Origin of the sequence: Sphingomonas albertensis, from assembly GCF_014358075.1 — a bacterium.
Lineage (GTDB): Bacteria > Pseudomonadota > Alphaproteobacteria > Sphingomonadales > Sphingomonadaceae > Sphingomonas > Sphingomonas albertensis.
This window is the reverse complement of the sequence record NZ_JACONT010000001.1, coordinates 265,074-285,264: the sequence shown is the minus strand read 5'-3', so window position 1 is coordinate 285,264 and position 20,191 is coordinate 265,074. Positions and strand designations below refer to the sequence as shown.

Here is a 20,191-nt window from a genome sequence, read left to right as displayed (position 1 = left end):
AGGATGTGATCATGGACCATATGGACGTAAACCCGATGGGTCTCGACGGGTTCGAGTTCGCCGAATTCACCTCGCCCGATCCCGATCGGATGGCCGCGCAGTTCGAGCAGTTCGGCTTCGTCGCCGCCTCGACCCACCCCACTAAGGCCGTCACGCGCTACAAGCAGGGCCGCATCAATCTGCTCCTCAACCGCGAAGACGGTGGCCATGCGGCGGCATTCCGGGCGGATCATGGCCCCTCGGCGAGCGGCATGGCGTTCCGCGTCCATGACGCCAAGGAAGCGTTCGACGCGGCGCTCGCACGGGGCGCCAATGCGGCCGATGCCAGCATGGGCGCGCTCGGCGAGGGTAGTTATGTGCTCGAAGGGATCGGCGGTTCGCTGCTGTATCTGGTCGACAAGCATGGCGCGGCCGGCAGCCTGTACGACGACTGGAACGCGGTTCCGGGCGCGGCCGAAGCGGAGGCCGCTAACAACGTCGGCCTCGATCTGCTCGACCACCTTACGCACAATGTGAAGCGTGGCCAGATGCGGACCTGGGCTGAGTTCTACGGTCAGATCTTCGGCTTCGAGGAGCAGAAGTATTTCGACATCAAGGGCAAGGCGACCGGTCTGTTCAGCCAGGCGATGATCGCGCCCGACCGCGCGATCCGCATCCCGCTCAACGAGAGCCAGGACGACAAGAGCCAGATCGAGGAATTCATCAAGGATTACAACGGCGAGGGCATTCAGCATCTGGCACTGACGACCAATGATATCTTCGAGACGGTCGAGAAGCTGCGTGCGCGCGGCGTCAAGCTGCAGGACACGATCGAGACCTATTACGAACTGGTCGACAAGCGCGTGCCGAACCACGGCCACGACCTGGAGCGCCTGCGTCGCAACCGTATCCTGATCGACGGCAATGTCGGCGAAGAGGGGTTGCTGTTGCAGATCTTCACCGAGAACATGTTCGGGCCGATCTTCTTCGAGATCATCCAGCGCAAGGGGAACGAAGGCTTCGGCAACGGCAATTTCCAGGCGCTGTACGAGAGCATCGAGCTCGACCAAATCCGCCGCGGCGTCATTACGGTCGACGCATGAACACTTAATACCCTCTCCCCTCGGGGAGAGGGAAAGGCGCGCCAGCGCCGAGGGTGAGGGCACGCGCTACGCCAGTACGTGCCCTCACCCTTCCGCCGCGCAAGCGCGCGTCTCCCTCCCTCTCCCCTGAGGGAGAGGAATAGAAAGAGTTTGAACGGCCGGCGGTTCGGGCGTTGATCGGAACAGGTGACGGAGAGGAAGCCATGACAATTCACCAGCCGACCAATGCCGCAGGCGAGACCGCCGGCCAGACCGAAGACCACGCGGCGTACCAGCCCGGCTTCGGCAACCACGTATCGACCGAGGCGTTCCCCGGCGCGCTCCCGATCGGCCGCAATTCGCCGCAACGCCCCGCGTTCGGTCTCTACACCGAGCAGCTTTCCGGTACCGCCTTCACCGCACCGCGTCACGAGAACCGCCGCAGCTGGCTCTATCGGATGCGCCCGACTGCCGAGCATCCCCCGTTCGAGCGCTATACCGGCGCCAAGCGCTTCGCGCCCGGCACGACCGACGCCCCGCTTGCACCCAATCGCCTGCGCTGGGATCCGATCGAGGCGCCCGCCCCTGGCACTGACCTGATCGACGGCATGACGACGATGCTAGCCAACCGGGACCCCGCCGATCTCGAGGGCGTGGCGCTGCACGTCTACGCCGCGAACGCCGACATGATTTCGCGCGTGTTCATGGATGCGGACGGCGAACTGCTGTTCGTGCCGCAGTCTGGACCTCTGCGGTTGCTGACCGAGCTCGGCCGGATCGACATTGCCCCCGGCCAGATCGCGCTCGTCCCGCGCGGTGTCCGGTTTCGCGCCGAACTCCCCGACGGCGAAGCGCGCGGCTATGTCGCGGAGAACCACGGCGCGCTGTTCCGCCTGCCCGATCTCGGGCCCATCGGCGCCAACGGCCTCGCCAACCCGCGCGATTTCGAGACCCCGGTCGCCTGGTTCGAGGACCGCGACGAACCGGTCGAGGTCGTCCAGAAGTTCATGGGCTCGCTTTGGACCACGACGCTCGATCACTCGCCGCTCGACGTCGTCGCATGGCACGGCAACCTCGCACCGTGGCGCTACGACCTGTCGCGGTTCAACACGATCAACACGGTCAGCTTCGATCATCCCGATCCGTCGATCTTCACGCTGCTGACCTCGCCGAGCGACGTGCCCGGCCGGGCGAATGCCGATTTCGTAATCTTCCCGCCGCGCTGGATGGTCGCAGAGGGTACGTTTCGGCCACCGTGGTTCCACCGCAACGTCATGTCGGAGGCGATGGGGTTGATTACCGGCGCATACGACGCAAAGGCCGAGGGGTTCGCGCCGGGCGGGATCTCGTTGCACAATCTGATGTCGGGTCACGGGCCGGATCTGGCGAGCTGGCAGGGTGCGAGTGCGGCCGACCTGAAGCCGCACAAGATCGACGGGACGATGGCGTTCATGCTGGAGAGCTGCTGGCCGTACAAGCCGACCGCCTATGCGCTGGAGCATTCGCAGCTCGATTACGACGCGGTGTGGTCGGATTTCCCCAAGGCGGTCCTGCCGAAGTGAGCCTGACGCTGCACGGCTATTGGCGCTCGACCACCGCCTACCGCGTCCGCATCGCGCTGGCCTTGAAGGGCGTAGCTTACGAGCAGGTTGCGCACGATCTCCGCACCGGCGCGCAACGCGAGCCAGAGTATCAGACGCTCAATGCGCAAGGGCTCGTTCCGACGCTGGAAACCGACGATGCAGTCCTGACGCAGAGCCCCGCGATCCTAGAATGGATCGACGAGGTGTATCCCGACCCACCGTTGCTTCCCGTCGACCCGGATGGCCGGGCGATCGTCCGCGCGATGGCGGCGACGATCGCGTGCGATATCCACCCCGTGAACAACCTCCGCATCCTGAACGCCTTGCGGACGGAGTTCGGGGCGGACGAGGCGGTGGTGAACCGCTGGATCGCACGCTGGATCGGCGACGGGTTCGCGGCGCTGGAAACGCTGATCGCGCGGCACGGCGACGGCTTCGCGTTCGGTGCGACGCCGACGATCGCCGACTGTCATCTGGTGCCGCAGATCTATTCGGCCGAGCGGTTCGCGGTCGATCTCTTGCCCTATCCGCGCCTCAAGAGCGCCGCCGACAAGGCCCGTGCCCTCCCCGCTTTTGCCGCCGCGCATCCGGATCTGCAGCCGGACGCCGACCGCGCATGAGCGACGGGGAACGGCTGACCGCCACGCCCGGCGGGATCAAACTCGCGCCGCTCGATGCGGTTGTCGAGGGGAAGGCGCGCAACTTCGTGCTCCAGATGCGTGCTGGACGCTTCCACGGTTTCGTCGTGCGCAAGGACGATGCGGTGGTCGGTTATGTCGATCGGTGCCCGCACATGGGTCTGCCGCTTGCGCAGGTGCTCGACGACTATCTCACGCCGCGTGGGGACCTGATCGCATGCAGTTGGCACTCCGCTTTGTTCGAAATCGACAGTGGCGCGTGTGTCGGCGGGCCATGCGGCGGCGCGCGGCTGACACCCTGGCCGGTAGCAGTGGTCGACGGGATGATCGTCACCACAGGCTGACGTGGGGGGCGACTTACGCTAAGGGGACGCACCTCCTCCCCTGTACGATGAACCGATGACCGAAACCCTGCCCATCCGCGTCGTGGCGCTGTACCGCTTCACGCCGTTCGCCGACATCGCCGCGATCCAGCCGCCGCTTGCGCTCGTGTGCTGTTCGAACGGGGTGAAAGGGACGCTGCTTCTCGCCGCCGAAGGGATCAATGGGACGATCGCCGGGTCCGAAGAGGGCGTCGACGCGGTGCTTGCGCATATCCGCGCGCTGCCGGGTTGCGCCGATCTCGACGTCAAGGAATCGCGCGCCGAGACGATGCCGTTTCACCGGATGAAGGTGCGGCTGAAGCGCGAGATCGTGACGATGGGCGAGCCTGCGATCGATCCGCTGGAGGGCGTCGGGCATTATGTCGAGCCGCAGGACTGGAACGCGTTGATCGCCGAGCCGGGGACGATCGTGATCGATACGCGCAACGATTACGAGGTCGCGGTCGGCACGTTTGCTGGCGCGGTCGATCCGCAGACGCGGACGTTCCGGGACTTTCCGGCGTGGTTTCGCGAGCACCGTGAGGAGTTGATCGGGGACGGGCCGCCGCCGAAGATTGCGATGTTTTGTACCGGCGGCATACGCTGCGAGAAGTCAACCGCGTTCCTGAAGGCCGAGGGGCTGGACGAGGTGTATCACCTCAAGGGCGGCATCCTGAAATATCTGGAGACCGTGCCCGCAGCGGAGAGCCTTTGGGAGGGGGAGTGTTTCGTGTTCGATCAACGGGTTGCGGTTGGACATGGTTTAGCGCTGGGAAGTCATGTGCTGTGCCATGCTTGCCGGATGCCGGTGAGTGTCGAAGACCGTGGCTCGCCGCTGTATGTCGAGGGGGTGAGTTGCCCGGCGTGTCATGATGCGCGGAACGAGACGCAGCGGGCGAGTTATGCGGAGCGCGAGCGGCAAATGCGGTTGGCGGAGGCTCGGGGCGAGGCGCATGTTGGGGCGGTGCTGCCGAAGACGCATGGGGCGGATTGATCCGCACTGCCTTGACCGGTTTTACCACCCCTGCGAAGGCCGGGGTCCAATTGGGCAACGGCGCTAACGAAGCGCAGTTTGCCATTACTGTGACTTTCCAATTGGACCCCGGCCTCCGCCGGGGTGGTAGCGTAGGGGCTAATCGGTCGTTGCGAAGCGCTCGGCCAAAGCCGCATTGCCCTGCGACACCGCCAGCGAATGCACGCTGTTCCCCGCCGAATCCACGATCGCCGGGTCAGCGCCGTGCTCCAGCAACATATCGACGATCACCGTCTTGTTCACCAGCGCCGCCATCATCAACGCAGTCTGGCCGACGCCATTCCGCCAATTCACGTCGGCCCCAGCATCGAGCAGGATCTGTGCGATCTCGGTATAGCCCTTGAAGCAGACGCCCATCAGCGCGGTGTTGCCGCGAGCATCCGCCGCGCCATCGACCTGCGCACCGGCCGCGAGGAGCGCCGCGGTCGCCTCGGCTTGGCCGTTGTAGCTGGCGATCACCAACGGCGTGTAACCCTTCGCATCGGTCACCTCGATATCGACCCCCGCCTGCAATAGCGCCGGGATCATCTCGTCGCGTCCCGTCCGGGCCGCATCGAACATCAGCTCGACTAGGCGCTCCATCGGCGGCAATGGCGGCAACTCACGCGCGTCAGTCATCATTCGCCTCGATGATATGCGGCACGAACCGCGCGAGATTGCGCGTTACGACCGTTTCATCTTCTCGAACGCCGATCCCCGCCGCTTCGTTGCCGACCATCCACGCACCGATCACCGGATGACGCCCGTCAAATACCGGCGGCGGCGCATAGGCCTGCCGGATCGCACCCTCGGCACCATAGCCCTGGTCGAGCAGCGCATGGCCGTCCTCGCCGATCACCTCGACGTTGGCGCCCTCTCGCGAGAATAGCGGCTTACGCACATATTTCGGCCCGAGGATCTTCGCGGCGGGGTCGTCGTCGAAGAACGCGGGGAGCAGGTTCGGATGCTCGGGATGACGCTCCCACAGCAGCGGGAGGATGCCCTTGTTCGATAGGATCGACTTCCACGCCGGCTCGATCCAGCGCACGTCGGCACGCGACAGGTTTGGCGCATAGGGCTCGCGTAGCATGAACTCCCACGGGTACAGCTTGAACGCGGCCTGCACCTCGAAGCCGTCGGTATCGACGAAGCGCCCGTCAGCAGCGAGGCCGATGTCCTTCATCTCGACGAACTTCGGTTCGATCCCGACCTGCGACGCCAGATCCTCGAAGAACCGCACGGTCTGGCGGTCCTCGATCGCCGACGCATCCGCGGCGAAATGGACGAAGCCACCGCTCGGGAACAGCGCGCGGAACCGCTCGCGCAGCTTGTCGAACAGGCTGTTGAACTGGTCCGTCCCTGCCGGCAACGCACCGCTCGCGAGCAGATCCTCCAGCCACATCCACTGGAACGTCGCGCACTCGAATACCGACGTCGGCGTGTCGGCATTATACTCGTAGAGTTTGGCCGGGCCTGTCCCGTCATAGGCGAAGTCGAACCGGCCGTAGAGCGACGGCTGGCGAGTCCGCCACGTCTCGGCGACGTAGTTCCACTGCTCGCGCGGGATGGCAAGGCGTTCCATCAGTTGCTGGTCGCGGACCACCTCGTCGACCAGATCGAGGCACATCGCGTGAAGCTGTTCCGCGGCGGGCTCGAGGTCGTCCTCGATCTCCGCCAGCGTGAAAGCGTAGGCCGCGCCTTCGTCCCAGTACGGTTCACCGTCGGTGTCGTGATAGACGAACCCGATCGCGTCGGCCCGTTCGCGCCAGTCGCCGCGCGGGTCGACCGCGATCCGGCGCATCAGGAGTCCGACGTCTTGTCGTCGCGCTGCTCGATCTGCAGCGTCTGGCCGACTTGCGGGGTCTTGGGTGCGGTCAGGCGCGCGAGCACATCGTCGGCGGACGACTGGCCGGGGCCGATGCCTGCCAGCCGCAGTTTCTCGTCGAGATCGGCACCGGTGCGACGATCTTCCAACTCGCCCGCCGCCTTGATCCGCTCGCCACGGATCGCCTGGCGTTCACGAATGCGCGCGAGGCTGTCAGCGGCCGAGCCGAGCTTGTTGCCCGCACCCATGCTGCCCGACGCGACTGAGGCCTGCGCCTTCTGTACCGACTCGTTGACCTTCACGACCTCGACCTCGCGGCGGAGCTGTTCGATCTTGCGGTCGGTCTGTGCGACGGCGGTGTGAATCTGCTCCTCGGCGGCGCGCATGTCCTCGACCTGCGGGGTCTTCAGCGCAATGTCCTGTTCGAGATCGGCGATCCGCTGCGCGACCTGTCGCGCGAGGTCCATGTTGCCCTTCTCGACCGCGATGCGTGCCGAGGCCTCATACTTCGCAGCCTGCGCGCGGAAGCTCTCGACTTCGGTTTCGAGGATGCGGCGACGGGCTACCAGCCCCGCGAGGTCGTCGCGCGCCTTGCCCTGCGCCTTGTCGGCATCGCGGATTTCCTGGTCGAGGATGCGCAGCGCGTTCGCATCGACGACCGCCGAACCCGCTTCGTGCGCGCCGGCACGACCGAGGGTGAAAAGCTTGCTCCAGATGGCCATGCCAGTCTCTCCGTTTGTATCAGTTCAGGCGGCAGGAACCTGCGCGTGGCGCAGGTCGGTGGCCGCATCGATCGCGTTCTCGGCAAGCGTGCGCAGTTCGATGATCACGGTATCGAGCCGGCTCGACGTCGCGAGTTCGCCGAACAGCTCGTAATAGTCACGGCCGTCGACGGTGCCGATCCCGAAGTTCGACAGCGGCACCAGCTTCTGCGATTTCAGCAGGAACGTGTTGAACGCCAATTGATCTTCCTGCTCGTCGCATGGCCACAGCAGCGTCGAGCACGCGATCTGCGCCTCGCTGACGTTGACGAACAGCTCGAGGTCGCCGTGGTGGTGCATCGTCACCAGCAATACCGGGTCCGCGCCTTCCAGGATCCGCGCGGTGAATTCGCCGGCTTTCGCAGGCTCGGACGTATCGAGCGCTGCCTTCAGGCTGCGGACGGTCCAGATGTCGGTCAATGCAAGAACTCCCGTGCTTGTCGCTCGCGGAGACACATAGGCGTTTCGCGAGCGCCTGCCACCCTCCCCACGTCCTCTTCCTTCCGTCATCCTGACGAAAGTCAGGACCCAGGGTAACCAACCGCAGCGTTTATGGCTCTGGGTCCTGACTTTCGTCAGGATGACGGGGGTTGCGCTTTGCGAGCCTGCGCGCTTTGGCCTAAGAGGCACGCCAACCACAGAGACGCGAGGATTGCATGTTCGATCGCCTGTTCGGCCGCAAGCCAGCGCTTGACGGCAACGCCCTCCCCGTCGTCCGCAACGTCACGCTCGGGCGCACGGTAACGGTCGATCCGCTTGCCTGGCGCCGGTTCGGTTCGGAACTGCTGTTCCCGTTCGACCGCGATACGCTGGTGATCGTCGCGCAGGGGCTGATCGACCTCAACGAAGGCGGCTTCGTCCACCGTTTCTACACCGACGACGACATCATGTTCCAGGCGGTGTCGAACGACCGCGACGGGCAGGACGTCACCGATGTCACGCTGTTCGCACCGTGGGACAGCAGCTATCCGTCGTCCGCCGCCGAGCGCCCGGCCTGGAAGAGCCGCCTCAAGGCGCGCACCTTCACCGCCGAAGGGCTGCCCGACTATAGCCGCGCATGGTTCGGTCCCGAGGCGAGCGAGCAAGAGCCGGTGACGTTCTGGGAGGAATTGCACGACGACCGCGACGGGATCGTCGATCGCCGCATCTTCCAGACTTGCATGTTGTTCAGCCGCGACCTGCCGGGCGACGACGGCCGCGAATTGTTGCTCGCGATCGACATGGAGACCGAGGCGGGCGAAGTCTCGTTCGAGATCATGCTTGGCGTGGCACTGGAACTCGGCGAGTTCAGGGCCTAGCGTCCGCAGCGAACGGCTCCGGGGGAAATGCCATGATCGATCAATACAGCTTCGGCGCCAGCGCGCTCGCCTTCCTGATCGCGTTCGTCGCGGCGGGGGCGTTCACGATTCTCTTCAAGATCATCTTCCAGGCGACGACGCCGTATCACGAAAAATCGCTGATCCGCGAAGGCAATACCGCCGCCGCGATTACGCTGGGTGCGGCGCTGCTCGGCTATGTCCTGCCATTGGCGTCGGCGCTCACGCATACCGTGACGCTGCTCGAATTCGCGGTCTGGGCCCTGCTGGCGGGCGTGATCCAGATCGTCGCCGCGCTCGTCGTGCGGCGGTTGGTGATGCGTGACATCCACGACCGGATCGTCCGTGGCGACATTGCCGCCGCGACCTATATGGGGAGCATCTCGCTGTGCGTCGGCATCCTCAACGCCGCCTGCATGACGAATTGAGGAAGCATCGATGAAGCGTTCCAGAACGATCGTCCTGACCAGCCTGATCGCGGGCTCGGGTGTCTCGCTGACCGCGTGCGACGGCGATGTCGGCGGCAAACCCGTCGAGGCGCAGAGCTATGCGTCGGTCGCGGAATGCCGTGCGGCGGGTGCGTTGTCGGCAGTCCAGTGCGATACCGCATTCGAACAGGCGAAGGCCGATGCTGCCAAGACTGCGCCCCGGTTCGAGGACAAACAAACCTGCGAGGAGCAGTTCGGTGCTGCGCAGTGCGAGCCGCGCAACAACGGCAATGGCGGCAGCTTCTTCACGCCGCTGCTCACCGGCTTCCTGGTCGGGCAGGCGCTCAACGGCGGCTTCGGCAATCGCGGCGCGCCGATGTACCGCGACCGGAACGGCAATTACTACGGCGGTGCGGGCGGCCGGATCAACCGCGACTATGTCACCGGTCGTACGCGCGTAGGGTCGGACGCGTTCACGCCGACCACCGCACGCGCCCCTGCCCGCGTCCAGTCGCGCAGTTCGGTGATCTCGCGCGGCGGCTTCGGCGGCGGCTTTGGTGGCCGCAGCTTCGGGGGATAACGCGGCCGTTACCCCCCTCGCTTTTGCGGTTAGCGGCGGGCGGGCATCAGCGGGCCGCCGATTTCAGTCGCTGCGATGAACGCCGGACGGGCGCGCAGGCGATCGAGATACGCCGCGACGTCGGGATGATCCTTGAGCAATCCGGCGCTCTCGGCGATCGCAAGGATGTAGCACATCTGGATGTCGGCCAGCATCAACTGCTCGCCCATTAAATACGAACCATCGCCAACACCCGCGCCGATATAGTCGAGCGTCTTGGTCACCTCGGGCCCGGTGAACTTGGCGAGGCCGTCGGGCAATCCGCCCATCCGCTTGCCGAGCGACGTCATCATGATCGGCAGTGATGCCGAGCTCTCGACATATTGCAGCCACTCGTCGTGGATCGCGGCCGCGTCGCTATCGACCGGCGGCGAGAAGCGACGGTCGCCATAACGAGCGTCGATATACGACAGGATCGGTGCGCTCTCGGCAAGCGTCAATGTGTCGTCGACGAGGACGGGGGCCTTGCCGAGCGGATGGATCGCCTTGAGTTCGGGCGGTGCGCGGAAATTCTCGTCGCGCTCGTATTTGACGAGGTCGTATTCGATGCCGAGCTCTTCGAGCAGCCACAGGACGCGGATCGAGCGCGAGTAGTTCAGGTGGTGGAGCGTTAACATAAGCGTCCTTCGACTAGGAATGTGCTGCATCGCGGAACGGCCGGGCGGCATCGAAGGTTTCGTCGACCGTGGCTCCGGAATTCTCCGGCAACGGAGAGACTTATGACCAAGCTGACCTGCGACGTGGCGATCATCGGCGCCGGAACTGCCGGCCTCGCCGCCGAGCGCAGCGCGCGTCGCAACGGCGCCAACACGTTGCTGATCGACGAAGGCTTTGGCGGCACGACCTGCGCGAGTGTGGGATGTATGCCCTCCAAGCTGTTGATTGCGGCGGGGAATGCGATGCACGCGGTGAAGCACGCTTCGGTGTTCGGCGTCGAGGCGTCGGGCAAGGTCGACGGCGTCGCGGTGATGGCGCGGGTCCGTCAGGAACGCGATGCGTTCGTAGCGGGTGTCGAGACCTCAATCGACAAGCTGCCCGAAGAGGTGAAGATCGAAGCACGCGCAAAATTTGCAGGTACGACGATTTTGTCACTGAGCGATGGCCGCAAGATCCATGCGAAGTCGGTGGTGATCGCGACCGGATCGAGCCCTGCGATCCCCGAGATGTTCGACGCGGTGCGCGACCGCGTGCTGACCAACGAGAGCATCTTCGAACTTGCCGACCTGCCCGGATCGATCGGCGTCATCGGCGCGGGCGCGCTGGGCCTCGAACTCGCGCAGGCGATGGCGCGGCTCGGCGTCGAGACGGTGGTGTTCGACACCGGCGAGACGATTGGCGGACTGAAGGACCCGCATGTCGCCGAAGCGTATCACGCGATCCTCTCACGCGAGATGCCGATCCTCCTCGGTGTCGAACTGAGGGTCGAGCCTGACGGTGATGGCGTCAAGCTGGCCTGGAGTGGCTCTGCATCGGGCGAGCAGCGCTTCGACTATCTGCTCGTCGCTACCGGGCGCCCACCACGGATCAAGGGCATTGGACTGGAAACTACCGGCCTTGCGCTCGATGACCACGGCATGCCGGATTACGACCCCGAGACGATGCAATGCGGCAGCGCGCCGATCTTCATCGCAGGCGACGCGGACCATGATCGTGCGGTGCTGCACGAGGCGTCGGCGGAGGGCATGATCGCGGGGCGCAACGCGGCAAGCTACCCCGAGGTCACGCCGGGCAAGCGGACGGTGCCGTTCGCGATCACCTTCACGCATCCCAACGTTGCGGTGATCGGCAAGATCGCCAAGGACGACGACGCGGACAGCGTGATCGGTACGGCCTCGTACGATGATCAAGGCCGAGCGAAGGTCGAGGCGTGCAACGCAGGGTTGGTGCGATTTTATGCCGATCGTCGCGATGGCCGGCTGACGGGCGCGACGATGGCAGGGCCCGCGGTCGAGCACAGCGCGCATCTGATCGCGTGGGCGATCCAGAGCGGCTGGACCGCGACCGAGGTGCTCGACCTGCCCTTCTATCACCCGACGTTCGAGGAGGGGATGAAGGGCGCACTGCGATCGATCTGTAGCGAGGTGCATGCCCCGACGCCGCCGGATCGCGACGACGGGTTTATTCCCGGGACGTAATCCGATCCTTCCCCGCAAGGGGGGGGTGGCTGGCGCTTGCCAGTCGGAGGGGAGGAAAGGGCAACGGCGATTCCATATCCTCCCCCTCCGTCACCTTCGGTGCCACCTCCCCCTTGCGGGGGAAAATCGAGGGGGTGGCGCTATTCCTCCAGATCGAGATACGCTACGACGTCGTTCTCGGTGGCCAGATACAGCCCCGGCTGGACATCCTCCTTCTGCTGCGCGGCGATTACCAGCGCCTCCTCCAGCGGCCCGTAGAACAGCGTCGTTGCCGCCCCGCCCTCGTCGCTGTCGTCGAGGTGGTAGAGCCGAACCGACACGCTGGAAGAGATCGTACGCATTCCAATACCTTGCTCAAAAATTTGGCGGAACAAAACCGACACGGCCCGGCGCAACTTTGCCGCGCTTCGTCCGTTCGGGTAACAGATACAGGGGTTTATATGCATCACGATGAAACTTTTCCGGTGTCGCGCCGTGGCGTGATCGCCGGCGGCGTCGCGTCGGCCACCTTGGCGGCCGCACCCGTCGCGCAGGCCCAGACGCAGGATCAGGTCCAGGGGACGACGCAACCGGCCCCGCCGACCATGCCGGTCACGCTCAAGGTCAACGGCCGTACGACCAAGCTGAACGTCGACACCCGCACCACGCTGCTCGACGCGCTGCGCGAGAATTTGAAGCTCACCGGCACGAAGAAGGGCTGCGATCACGGCCAATGCGGTGCGTGCACGGTGATCGTCGAGGGTCGCCGGATCAACAGCTGCCTGACGCTCGCGGTCATGCATGAAGGCGAGGAGATCACCACGATCGAAGGCCTCGGCACGCCCGAGAAGCTGCACGCGATGCAAGCGGCGTTTGTCAAGCATGACGGCTATCAGTGCGGATACTGCACCCCCGGCCAGATCTGTTCGGCCGTCGCCACGCTCGGCGAGATCAAGGCGGGCATCCCCAGCCACGTCACCGGCGATATCGCCGCGCAGCCGAGCGTCACCACCGACGAGCTTCGCGAGCGGATGAGCGGCAATATCTGCCGCTGCGGCGCATATTCGAACATCATCGACGCGATCCACGACGTCGCCGGTACGGAGCGCACGGCATGAAGGCCTTTACCTACGAGCGCGCGACGTCGGCGAAGGAAGCCGCCAGCGCCGCGGTCCGCACGCCGGGCGCGAAGTTCATCGCGGGCGGGACCAACCTGCTCGACCTGATGAAGCTACAGATCGAAACGCCGCAGCATCTGATCGACGTCAACGGCCTTGGCCTCGACAAGATCACGCCCACCGCCGAGGGCGGTCTAAGAATCGGCGCGCTGGTCCGCAATACCGACCTCGCCGCCGATGCGCGCGTCCGGAAGGATTACGGCGTGCTCAGCCGCGCGCTGGTCTCCGGCGCATCGGGCCAGCTTCGCAACAAGGCGACGACCGCGGGCAATTTGCTCCAGCGGACACGGTGCCCGTATTTCTACGACACCACCAAGCCCTGCAACAAGCGTCAGCCCGGCAGCGGTTGCGCGGCGATCGGCGGGTTTAATCGCAACTTGGCTATCATGGGCACGAGCGAGGCATGCATTGCCACGCATCCGAGCGACATGGCCGTGGCGATGCGCGTGCTCGACGCGACCGTCGAGACGGTGAACGCGGCGGGCGAAACGCGCGCAATCCCGATCGCCGACTTCCACCGCCTCCCCGGCGCCACGCCGAACATCGAGACGTCGTTGGCGCCGGGTGAGTTAATCACTGCCGTCACACTGCCGAAGCCGATCGGCGGCACGCACATCTACCAGAAGGTACGTGATCGTGCGTCGTACGCGTTCGCGCTGATTTCGGTTGCCGCTGTGATCCAGCCGGGGGGTCGCGGTCGTCTTGCCTTCGGTGGGCTCTCGCACAAGCCGTGGCGCGTCGAGGCGGCCGAGGCGCAGATGCCGAAGGGCGCCAAGGCGACCGCATCGGCGGTCCTCGCCGGCGCCCGCACCACATCACAGAACGCGTTCAAGCTGCCGTTGGTCGAACGCACCATCGGCGCCGTGTTCGAAGAAGCGAAGGCCTGACGCCCATGAAGTTCGATACCCCCGCCACGGCGAATCCGACCGACCGCATGAAGGTGCTCGGCCAGCCGATCGACCGCGTCGACGGCAAACTGAAGACCACCGGCTACGCCCACTATGCCTATGAGCGTAGTGACGTCGCGCCAGATGCGGCCTATGGCTATATCCTGGGTTCGGCGATCGCCAAGGGCCGGATCGAGAGCATCGACGACGCCGACGCTAAGGCCGCGCCTGGCGTGCTCGCGATCGTGACCTACAAGAACGCCGGCACGGTCGCCAAGGCGAAGGCGCATACCGCGCGGATGCTTGCCGGCCCCGACGTCCAGCATTACGACCAGGCGGTAGCCGTCGTCGTCGCCGAGACGTTCGAACAGGCCCGCGCCGCCGCCAAGCTGTTGCGCGTGACCTACGCGCGGACCGCCGGCAGCTTCGATCTGGAAGCGGTCAAGACATCGGCCACCAAGCCCAAGGACGGTACGCCCGACACCGCTGTCGGTAATTTCGCAGGGGCCTTCGCCAAGGCGGCCGTCAAGGTCGACGAGCGCTATACCACGCCCGACCAGAGCCATCAGATGATGGAGCCGCATTCGACCACGGCCGCTTGGAAGGGCGACAAACTGACCCTGTGGACGTCGAACCAGATGATCAACTGGGCGGTCCGGGACATGAGCGAGACCTTGGGCATGCCGAAGGAAAACATCCATGTGATGTCGCCCTATGTTGGCGGTGGTTTCGGGTCGAAGCTCTGGATCCGCAGCGATGCGGTGATGGCGGCGCTCGGCTCGCGCGCGATCGGCGGGCGTCCGGTGAAGCTGGCGCTCGCGCGTACGCAGGTGATGAACAACACCACGCATCGGCCGGCGACCATCCAGCGTCTCCGCATCGGCGCGCAAAAGGATGGCAAGATCACCGCGATCGCTCATGAGAGCTGGTCGGGCGATCTGCCCGGCGGCGGTCCTGAGACCGCACCGAACGCGACCCGTCTGCTCTACGCCGGTGCCAACCGCATGACCGCGACGCGCCTTGCCGTGCTCGACCTTCCCGAGGGCAACGCGATGCGCGCGCCGGGCGAGGCCGTCGGCCTGCTCGCGCTCGAAGCGGCGATGGACGAGCTTGCCGAGAAGCTGAAGATGGACCCAGTCCAGCTCCGCATCATCAACGATACGCAGGTCGATCCGGAAAAGCCGTCGCGCCAGTTCTCGCAGCGGGACCTCGTCGGCTGCCTGAAGACCGGCGCCGAGCGCTTCGGCTGGAACAAGCGCAACCCCGTCCCCGGCCAGGTCCGCGACGGTCGCTGGTTGGTCGGCATGGGGATGGCGTCCGCGTTCCGCGACAACGTCACGATGAAGTCGGGTGCACGCGTCGGGATCGACAAGAAGGGCGTTGTGACCGTCGCCACCGACATGACCGACATCGGTACCGGCAGCTACACGATCATCGCGCAGACCGCAGCTGAGATGATGGGCGTCCCCGTGGACAAGGTCATCGTCCTGCTCGGTGACAGCAGCTTCCCGGCCTCGTCGGGTTCCGGCGGCCAGTGGGGCGGCAACAGCTCGACCGCTGGCGTCTACGCAGCGTGCATGGCGCTACGGGACTCGGTTGCGCGGAAACTCGGGTTCAACTCGACCGACGTCGTGTTCGAGGACGGCAAGGTGAAGTCGGGCAACCGCAGCGTCTCGCTGTCGGAGGCCGCCGGCGATGCCGGCCTGTCCGCCGAGGACTCGATCGAGTTCGGCGACCTGACCAAGACCTACGCGCAAGCAACGTTCGGCGCGCATTTTGTCGAGGTCGGTGTCGACTCGGCGACCGGCGAGATCCGCGTCCGCCGGATGAGCGGCGCGTTCGCCGCGGGTCGTATCCTCAACCCGAAATCGGCGCGCAGCCAGGTGATCGGGGCAATGACGATGGGCGTCGGCGCGGCGTTGATGGAGGACGCGATCGTCGACAAGCGCTTCGGCTATTTCGTCAACCACGACCTCGCCGAATATCACGTCCCCGCCCATGCCGACATTCCGATGCAGGACGTGTTCTTCATGGACGAACTCGACGAGAAATCCTCGCCGATGAAGGCCAAGGGCATCGGCGAACTCGGCCTGTGCGGTGTCGGCGCGGCGATCGCCAACGCGGTCTACAACGCGTGCGGCGTCCGCATCCGTGAATACCCGCTGACGCTCGACAAGGTCATCGGCAAGATGGCCTGATCATAGGCTCCCCGATGTCATGCCGAATGACGCCGGGGAGCACATGGCGGAATGCTGCGATCGACTATTCCGTGGCGATACCGCGCAACCCTGCCAGATCGAGTATCCGTATTCGGGCATAAGCGACCGCCACGATGCCCTCGCGCTCGAAGGTCTTCAGGTGGCGGTTCAGGGTTTGGCGGGCGATACCGACAATTGCCGCAAGTTCGTCCTGCCGGATGATGACGCTGCCATTGCCGGCGACCGAGGCGCGCAGAAGCGCAAGGGCCAGTCGCACGCGGATGCTCTGGCCGATGCTGTTGGCGATAAAGCGCAGCGCGGTGCGCTGATGCGCGCAAACCAGCAGCCCGAGATCGCGATACAACTCCGGTTTCAACGCGGCCGCCCGGGCGAACGCGGGCATCGGCACGTGGAGCAGGCGGGCGGACCCGAACGCCGTCGCCTCATGAGGACGCGGCAGCCCATCGAGCGTCGACAGCTCGCCAAACCAGGTTCCCGGCCGCACGATCAGCGCCAGCAATTCGGCGCCGTTCACGGACAGGCCCTTCAACCGCACCTGGCCCTCCAGCACCGCCCACAGGCCGTTTGGCGGATCGCCTAGCCCATAGATTCGCGCACCAGCCGCGAGCAGTTCGACCCGGGTCTCACGCAGCAACGCCTCGCGACGCTCCTCAGCCATGGTTTCGAACCACGGATCGGCTGCCAGCGCTTCGATGTCCAAATCGCCCATCGGATCATTTTTACCTGGTTCGGCGAGATTGTCACCATCGCGACATTCTTATCGCGCCGACTGCCGTATCCTTCGCTCAACGATAAGGAGACGGATGATGGCTACGGCACTCAAGGCGATGGAAACGATACAGGATCAGGTATCCCCCGAGGAATGGGCGCTGCGCGTCGATCTGGCGGCGGCCTATCGGCTGGTCGCGCTCTACGGTTGGGACGATTTGATCTTCACGCACCTGTCCGCGCGCGTGCCAGGGCCCGATCACCATTTCCTGATCAATCCGTACACGCACATGTTCGAGGAGATCACCGCGTCGTCGCTGGTGAAGATCGACGTCGACGGTAACAAGGTCATGGACACGCCAGCGCCGGTCAACCGCGCCGGCTTCGTGATCCACTCCGCGATCCATGCCGGGCGCGACGATGCGGTCGCGGTGCTGCATCTCCACACCCCCCATGGCCAGGCAGTATCGGCGATGGCGGAAGGTCTTCTTCCGCATACCCAGACCGCGATGATTGCCGGGCACGACGTCGCGTATCACGATTTCGAGGGAATCGCGACCGAACTGGAGGAGCGCGAACGGCTGGTCGAGGACCTCGGCACGAAGAACTCGATGATCCTGCGCAATCACGGCACGCTGACCGTGGGCGAATCCGTTCCGCAGGCCTTTCTCCGCATGTATTTCCTGGAGCGAGCGTGCGAGGCGCAGGTCCTGATGCTGAGCGCCGGCCGGGATAACCTGAACAGGCCGAACCAAGGCGTCGCCGAAAAGGTCGAGGGCCAGTCGAGCGGTCCCGGTATGCGGATGCTTGCCGATGGCCTGGCCTGGCCGGCGCTGCTGCGCAAGCTCGACCGCGTCAATCCGGGCTATCGCGACTGACGGACGCCGTCGCCTCCCGTCAGGTGGAGGCGTCCGCGTTCCGCTAGATGTGCGCATGGTCGCGCGTGCGATCGCCAGCATCGTGCCGGCGACCTCGAACGCGGCCATGTGCATGGTCACGCGGAACTTGCGGGCAGCCAAACGCTCGAGTTGCGCGTTCAGGCGGACCAATACGGAGAGACCAGCGATGAAACTCTATTACTCGCCCGGTGCCTGCAGTCTGGCCGATCACATCGCGTTGCACGAGGCAGGGCTGTCGTTCGACCACGAGAAGGTCGATCTGAAGACCAAGCGGACCGAAAGCGGCGCCGATTACGTGGCGATCAATCCGAAGGGCTATGTCCCTGCGCTTATGCTCGACACGGGCGAGACGCTCAGCGAGAACATCGCGATTCTCGACTGGATCGCACATCAGGATACCGCGCTGAAGCCGACCGGGCCGATGGGCCACACGCATCTGATCGAAGCCCTGGCGTTCATTTCCACCGAGATCCACAAGAGCTTCGAGCCATTCTTCGCCGGTGGCAGCGACGAGGAAAAGGCCAAGGCCGGCGCGGTCATCGTCAAGCGGATGACCTATCTCGCCGACACGATGGAGGGCGACTATTTGTTCGGCACAGCGGTCAGCGCGGCGGACTGCTACCTGTTCGTGATGCTGTTGTGGGCAGCGAAGAACAAGCTGGATGCACCGGCGGCGCTCGTCGCTTTCCGCGAACGCATGATGGCGCGCCCGGCCGTGCAAGAAGCGATGCGCCACGAGGGGCTCGTCTAGACCGGCGCGACGCCTCGTGCGGGGCGGCGGGCGTGGAGGAAGCGGCCTCACCCGCCCCGTAACATCCCGACAAGAAGGCGGGCTGGAACGCAGGACGGCGCCGATCCGGTTCTGCCGGATCGACGCCGCCCTCGGCGCAAGTCTTTAGCTACGGTCAGCCATGCAGCGACCGGCGGAACGTTTCCGGCAGGAACACCAGGCCGACCAGCGCCGTCACCGCGCAGGCGAGGATCGGGTACCAGAGGCCGTAATAGATATCCCCGGTCGCCGCGACCATCGCGAACGCCGCCGTGGGCAGGAACCCGCCGAACCAGCCATTGCCGATATGGTAGGGCAGCGACATCGAGGTGTAGCGGATCCGCGTCGGGAACAGCTCGACCAGCAACGCCGCAATCGGGCCGTAGACCATCGTCACGTAGAGCACGAGCAGGACGAGGATGGCGATGACCATCGGCTTGTTGATCTGCGCCGGGTCCGCCTTTTCGGGGTAGCCGACCGCGGTAAGAGCGGTCTTCACTTCGGTACCGAACGTCTTGATCGCCGCTGCCTTTTCGGGCCCCGAAACCACCGCCGGATTGACGACCGGGATGGTCGCGCCGCCGATGTTGATCTGCGCGACGGTGCCGGCGGGTGCGATCACGTTGGTGTACGAGATGCCCGCCTTTGCGAGGTACGACTTGGCGATGTCGCACGAACTGCTGTCGAACTTGTTCTTGCCGACCGGGTCGAACTGCACCGAGCATTCATCGGGGTTAGCCACCACAGTCACCGGCGAATTGGCCTGTGCCGCATAGAGCGCCGGGTTGGCGGCCTTCGACAGCGCATGGAACAATGGCATGTAGGTCAGCGCGGCGAGCGCGCAGCCGGTCAGGATGATCCACTTGCGGCCGATCTTGTCCGACAACCAGCCGAAGAAGATGAACGCAGGCGTGGCGATCAGCAGCGCGATCGCGATCAGGATGTTGGTGGTCGGCCCGTCGACGCGGAGGTTCTTCTCGAGGAAGAACAACGCGTAGAACTGGCTGGTGTAGAACACGACGCCTTGGCCGACGACCGCACCGAACAGCGCGATCAGCACGACCTTGAGGTTGCTCCACTGCCCGAACGCCTCGGTAAGCGGTGCCTTCGAGGTCTTGCCCTCGTCCTTCATCTTCTGGAACACCGGGCTCTCTTCGAGCTGCATGCGGATCCAGAGCGATACCGCCAGCAGTGCGATCGAGACGATGAACGGGATACGCCAGCCCCATGCCGCGAACGCCTCTTCGCCGACGAGCGTGCGGACACCGATCACGATCAGGAGCGCCGCGAACAGGCCGAGCGACGCGGTGGTCTGGATGAAGCTGGTGAACAGCCCCCGCTTCTTGTCGGGCGCGTGCTCTGCGACATAGGTCGCGGCACCACCATATTCGCCGCCGAGCGCGAGGCCCTGCAACAGGCGCAGCACAACGAGGGCGATCGGCGCGGCGACGCCGACCGACGCGTAGCTCGGCAGCAGGCCGACCAGGAAGGTCGACAGGCCCATGATCGCCATCGTCACGAGGAAGGTGTTTTTCCGCCCGACGACATCGCCGATCCGCCCGAACACCAGCGCGCCGAACGGGCGTACCGCGAACCCGGCCGCGAACGCCGCGAGCGCGAAGATGAACCCGGTCGTCTCGTTGACGCCCGAGAAGAACTGCGCGGTGATGATCGTCGCGAGCAGGCCGTAGAGATAGAAATCATACCATTCGAACACCGCACCCAAGGAAGATGCGATGATGATCAACGGCTGGCTCTGCTTCACGTGACCAAGGGGCGATGCGTCCCCGGTTGTCGTTGCCATGGCGGTAT

General features: G+C 65.1%; 22 protein-coding genes. 14 read left to right on the top strand and 8 right to left on the bottom strand.

Annotation, left to right across the window (positions count from 1 at the left end; all coding sequences use genetic code 11):
- Positions 1-11 precede the first annotated feature (11 nt).
- The 5 genes from hppD to trhO all read left to right on the top strand — a co-directional run bounded on the left by hppD (position 12) and on the right by trhO (position 4,638).
- Complete coding sequence (gene hppD, locus H8S47_RS01190) at positions 12-1,082, top strand: 4-hydroxyphenylpyruvate dioxygenase (RefSeq protein ID WP_187502094.1); 1,071 nt, start codon at positions 12-14, stop codon at positions 1,080-1,082.
- Positions 1,083-1,285: 203 nt separating this feature from the next.
- Complete coding sequence (hmgA, locus tag H8S47_RS01185; protein WP_187502093.1) at positions 1,286-2,623, top strand: homogentisate 1,2-dioxygenase; 1,338 nt, start codon at positions 1,286-1,288, stop codon at positions 2,621-2,623.
- On the top strand, positions 2,620-3,264 hold the full coding sequence (maiA, locus tag H8S47_RS01180; RefSeq protein WP_187502092.1) for a maleylacetoacetate isomerase: 645 nt from the start codon (positions 2,620-2,622) through the stop codon (positions 3,262-3,264). The genes hmgA and maiA overlap by 4 nt, the downstream gene beginning before the upstream one ends.
- Complete coding sequence (locus H8S47_RS01175; RefSeq protein ID WP_187502091.1) at positions 3,261-3,626, top strand: Rieske (2Fe-2S) protein; 366 nt, start codon at positions 3,261-3,263, stop codon at positions 3,624-3,626. Before maiA ends, H8S47_RS01175 begins: the two co-directional genes overlap by 4 nt.
- Positions 3,627-3,681: 55 nt before the next feature.
- Entirely contained in the window at positions 3,682-4,638 is a 957-nt protein-coding gene (gene trhO / locus H8S47_RS01170; protein ID WP_187502090.1) for an oxygen-dependent tRNA uridine(34) hydroxylase TrhO, read from the top strand.
- 138 nt (positions 4,639-4,776) lie between these two features.
- On the opposite strand, the gene H8S47_RS01165 is transcribed toward trhO, so the two are convergent.
- The 4 genes from H8S47_RS01165 to H8S47_RS01150 are packed head-to-tail and all read right to left on the bottom strand — an operon-like array spanning position 4,777 to position 7,662.
- Entirely contained in the window at positions 4,777-5,295 is a 519-nt protein-coding gene (locus H8S47_RS01165) for an ankyrin repeat domain-containing protein (RefSeq protein ID WP_187502089.1), read from the bottom strand.
- Positions 5,288-6,457: a glutathionylspermidine synthase family protein gene (locus tag H8S47_RS01160; RefSeq protein ID WP_187502088.1), complete on the bottom strand. Its 1,170-nt coding sequence runs from the start codon at positions 6,455-6,457 to the stop codon at positions 5,288-5,290. The genes H8S47_RS01165 and H8S47_RS01160 overlap by 8 nt, the downstream gene beginning before the upstream one ends.
- Positions 6,457-7,203, bottom strand: a complete 747-nt coding sequence (locus H8S47_RS01155; protein ID WP_187502087.1) for a PspA/IM30 family protein — start codon at positions 7,201-7,203, stop codon at positions 6,457-6,459. The genes H8S47_RS01160 and H8S47_RS01155 overlap by 1 nt, the downstream gene beginning before the upstream one ends.
- A 24-nt stretch (positions 7,204-7,227) precedes the next feature.
- The gene (locus H8S47_RS01150; protein ID WP_214654863.1) at positions 7,228-7,662 is read right to left on the bottom strand and encodes a YjfI family protein; all 435 of its coding nucleotides are present in this window, start codon (positions 7,660-7,662) and stop codon (positions 7,228-7,230) included.
- Positions 7,663-7,898: 236 nt separating this feature from the next.
- Between H8S47_RS01150 and H8S47_RS01145 the strand changes: the two genes are divergently transcribed.
- Genes H8S47_RS01145 through H8S47_RS01135 form a run of 3 tightly spaced genes read left to right on the top strand, consistent with a single transcriptional unit; the run spans position 7,899 to position 9,566 of the window.
- On the top strand, positions 7,899-8,540 hold the full coding sequence (locus H8S47_RS01145) for a DUF2491 family protein (protein ID WP_187502085.1): 642 nt from the start codon (positions 7,899-7,901) through the stop codon (positions 8,538-8,540).
- Positions 8,541-8,572: 32 nt separating this feature from the next.
- Positions 8,573-8,986 (top strand): DUF350 domain-containing protein, encoded by a 414-nt coding sequence (locus tag H8S47_RS01140; protein ID WP_187502084.1) that lies wholly within the window; start codon positions 8,573-8,575, stop codon positions 8,984-8,986.
- Positions 8,987-8,996: 10 nt separating this feature from the next.
- The gene (locus H8S47_RS01135; RefSeq protein ID WP_187502083.1) at positions 8,997-9,566 is read left to right on the top strand and encodes a DUF1190 domain-containing protein; all 570 of its coding nucleotides are present in this window, start codon (positions 8,997-8,999) and stop codon (positions 9,564-9,566) included.
- Positions 9,567-9,595: 29 nt separating this feature from the next.
- Here the strand turns inward: H8S47_RS01135 and H8S47_RS01130 are convergent, their stop codons facing one another.
- A complete protein-coding gene (locus tag H8S47_RS01130) occupies positions 9,596-10,222 on the bottom strand; it encodes a glutathione S-transferase family protein (RefSeq protein ID WP_187502082.1) in 627 nt (208 codons plus the stop codon).
- A 102-nt stretch (positions 10,223-10,324) separates the two neighbouring features.
- On the opposite strand from H8S47_RS01130, the gene H8S47_RS01125 reads away from it, so the two are divergent.
- A complete protein-coding gene (locus H8S47_RS01125) occupies positions 10,325-11,740 on the top strand; it encodes a dihydrolipoyl dehydrogenase (RefSeq protein WP_187502081.1) in 1,416 nt (471 codons plus the stop codon).
- 140 nt (positions 11,741-11,880) lie between these two features.
- On the opposite strand, the gene H8S47_RS01120 is transcribed toward H8S47_RS01125, so the two are convergent.
- Positions 11,881-12,081, bottom strand: coding sequence for a hypothetical protein (locus H8S47_RS01120; RefSeq protein WP_187502080.1), 201 nt, complete (start codon positions 12,079-12,081; stop codon positions 11,881-11,883).
- 99 nt (positions 12,082-12,180) lie between these two features.
- On the opposite strand from H8S47_RS01120, the gene paoA reads away from it, so the two are divergent.
- Genes paoA through paoC form a run of 3 tightly spaced genes read left to right on the top strand, consistent with a single transcriptional unit; the run spans position 12,181 to position 15,982 of the window.
- A complete protein-coding gene (gene paoA / locus H8S47_RS01115; protein WP_187502079.1) occupies positions 12,181-12,837 on the top strand; it encodes an aldehyde dehydrogenase iron-sulfur subunit PaoA in 657 nt (218 codons plus the stop codon).
- Positions 12,834-13,784, top strand: a complete 951-nt coding sequence (locus H8S47_RS01110) for an FAD binding domain-containing protein (RefSeq protein WP_187502078.1) — start codon at positions 12,834-12,836, stop codon at positions 13,782-13,784. Before paoA ends, H8S47_RS01110 begins: the two co-directional genes overlap by 4 nt.
- Before the next feature lie 5 nt (positions 13,785-13,789).
- Positions 13,790-15,982: an aldehyde oxidoreductase molybdenum-binding subunit PaoC gene (gene paoC, locus H8S47_RS01105; RefSeq protein WP_187502077.1), complete on the top strand. Its 2,193-nt coding sequence runs from the start codon at positions 13,790-13,792 to the stop codon at positions 15,980-15,982.
- A gap of 64 nt (positions 15,983-16,046) precedes the next feature.
- On the opposite strand, the gene H8S47_RS01100 is transcribed toward paoC, so the two are convergent.
- A complete protein-coding gene (locus tag H8S47_RS01100; RefSeq protein ID WP_187502076.1) occupies positions 16,047-16,703 on the bottom strand; it encodes a Crp/Fnr family transcriptional regulator in 657 nt (218 codons plus the stop codon).
- A gap of 106 nt (positions 16,704-16,809) precedes the next feature.
- On the opposite strand from H8S47_RS01100, the gene H8S47_RS01095 reads away from it, so the two are divergent.
- Together H8S47_RS01095 and H8S47_RS01090 are read left to right on the top strand one after the other, a co-directional pair.
- Entirely contained in the window at positions 16,810-17,589 is a 780-nt protein-coding gene (locus tag H8S47_RS01095) for a class II aldolase/adducin family protein (protein WP_187502075.1), read from the top strand.
- A gap of 187 nt (positions 17,590-17,776) precedes the next feature.
- The gene (locus tag H8S47_RS01090; RefSeq protein WP_187502074.1) at positions 17,777-18,361 is read left to right on the top strand and encodes a glutathione S-transferase N-terminal domain-containing protein; all 585 of its coding nucleotides are present in this window, start codon (positions 17,777-17,779) and stop codon (positions 18,359-18,361) included.
- Between the two features lie 154 nt (positions 18,362-18,515).
- On the opposite strand, the gene H8S47_RS01085 is transcribed toward H8S47_RS01090, so the two are convergent.
- Positions 18,516-20,183, bottom strand: a complete 1,668-nt coding sequence (locus H8S47_RS01085) for an MFS transporter (protein WP_187502073.1) — start codon at positions 20,181-20,183, stop codon at positions 18,516-18,518.
- Positions 20,184-20,191 lie beyond the last annotated feature (8 nt).

Coding starts and splice junctions, on each gene's coding strand:
- hppD (WP_187502094.1), top strand. CDS start 12: ATGGACCATATGGACGTAAACCCGATGGGTCTCGACGGGTTCGAGTTC.
- hmgA (WP_187502093.1), top strand. CDS start 1,286: ATGACAATTCACCAGCCGACCAATGCCGCAGGCGAGACCGCCGGCCAG.
- H8S47_RS01175 (WP_187502091.1), top strand. CDS start 3,261: ATGAGCGACGGGGAACGGCTGACCGCCACGCCCGGCGGGATCAAACTC.
- trhO (WP_187502090.1), top strand. CDS start 3,682: ATGACCGAAACCCTGCCCATCCGCGTCGTGGCGCTGTACCGCTTCACG.
- H8S47_RS01165 (WP_187502089.1), bottom strand. CDS start 5,295: ATGACTGACGCGCGTGAGTTGCCGCCATTGCCGCCGATGGAGCGCCTA.
- H8S47_RS01160 (WP_187502088.1), bottom strand. CDS start 6,457: ATGCGCCGGATCGCGGTCGACCCGCGCGGCGACTGGCGCGAACGGGCC.
- H8S47_RS01155 (WP_187502087.1), bottom strand. CDS start 7,203: ATGGCCATCTGGAGCAAGCTTTTCACCCTCGGTCGTGCCGGCGCGCAC.
- H8S47_RS01145 (WP_187502085.1), top strand. CDS start 7,899: ATGTTCGATCGCCTGTTCGGCCGCAAGCCAGCGCTTGACGGCAACGCC.
- H8S47_RS01140 (WP_187502084.1), top strand. CDS start 8,573: ATGATCGATCAATACAGCTTCGGCGCCAGCGCGCTCGCCTTCCTGATC.
- H8S47_RS01135 (WP_187502083.1), top strand. CDS start 8,997: ATGAAGCGTTCCAGAACGATCGTCCTGACCAGCCTGATCGCGGGCTCG.
- H8S47_RS01130 (WP_187502082.1), bottom strand. CDS start 10,222: ATGTTAACGCTCCACCACCTGAACTACTCGCGCTCGATCCGCGTCCTG.
- H8S47_RS01125 (WP_187502081.1), top strand. CDS start 10,325: ATGACCAAGCTGACCTGCGACGTGGCGATCATCGGCGCCGGAACTGCC.
- H8S47_RS01120 (WP_187502080.1), bottom strand. CDS start 12,081: ATGCGTACGATCTCTTCCAGCGTGTCGGTTCGGCTCTACCACCTCGAC.
- paoA (WP_187502079.1), top strand. CDS start 12,181: ATGCATCACGATGAAACTTTTCCGGTGTCGCGCCGTGGCGTGATCGCC.
- H8S47_RS01110 (WP_187502078.1), top strand. CDS start 12,834: ATGAAGGCCTTTACCTACGAGCGCGCGACGTCGGCGAAGGAAGCCGCC.
- paoC (WP_187502077.1), top strand. CDS start 13,790: ATGAAGTTCGATACCCCCGCCACGGCGAATCCGACCGACCGCATGAAG.
- H8S47_RS01095 (WP_187502075.1), top strand. CDS start 16,810: ATGGCTACGGCACTCAAGGCGATGGAAACGATACAGGATCAGGTATCC.
- H8S47_RS01090 (WP_187502074.1), top strand. CDS start 17,777: ATGAAACTCTATTACTCGCCCGGTGCCTGCAGTCTGGCCGATCACATC.
- H8S47_RS01085 (WP_187502073.1), bottom strand. CDS start 20,183: ATGGCAACGACAACCGGGGACGCATCGCCCCTTGGTCACGTGAAGCAG.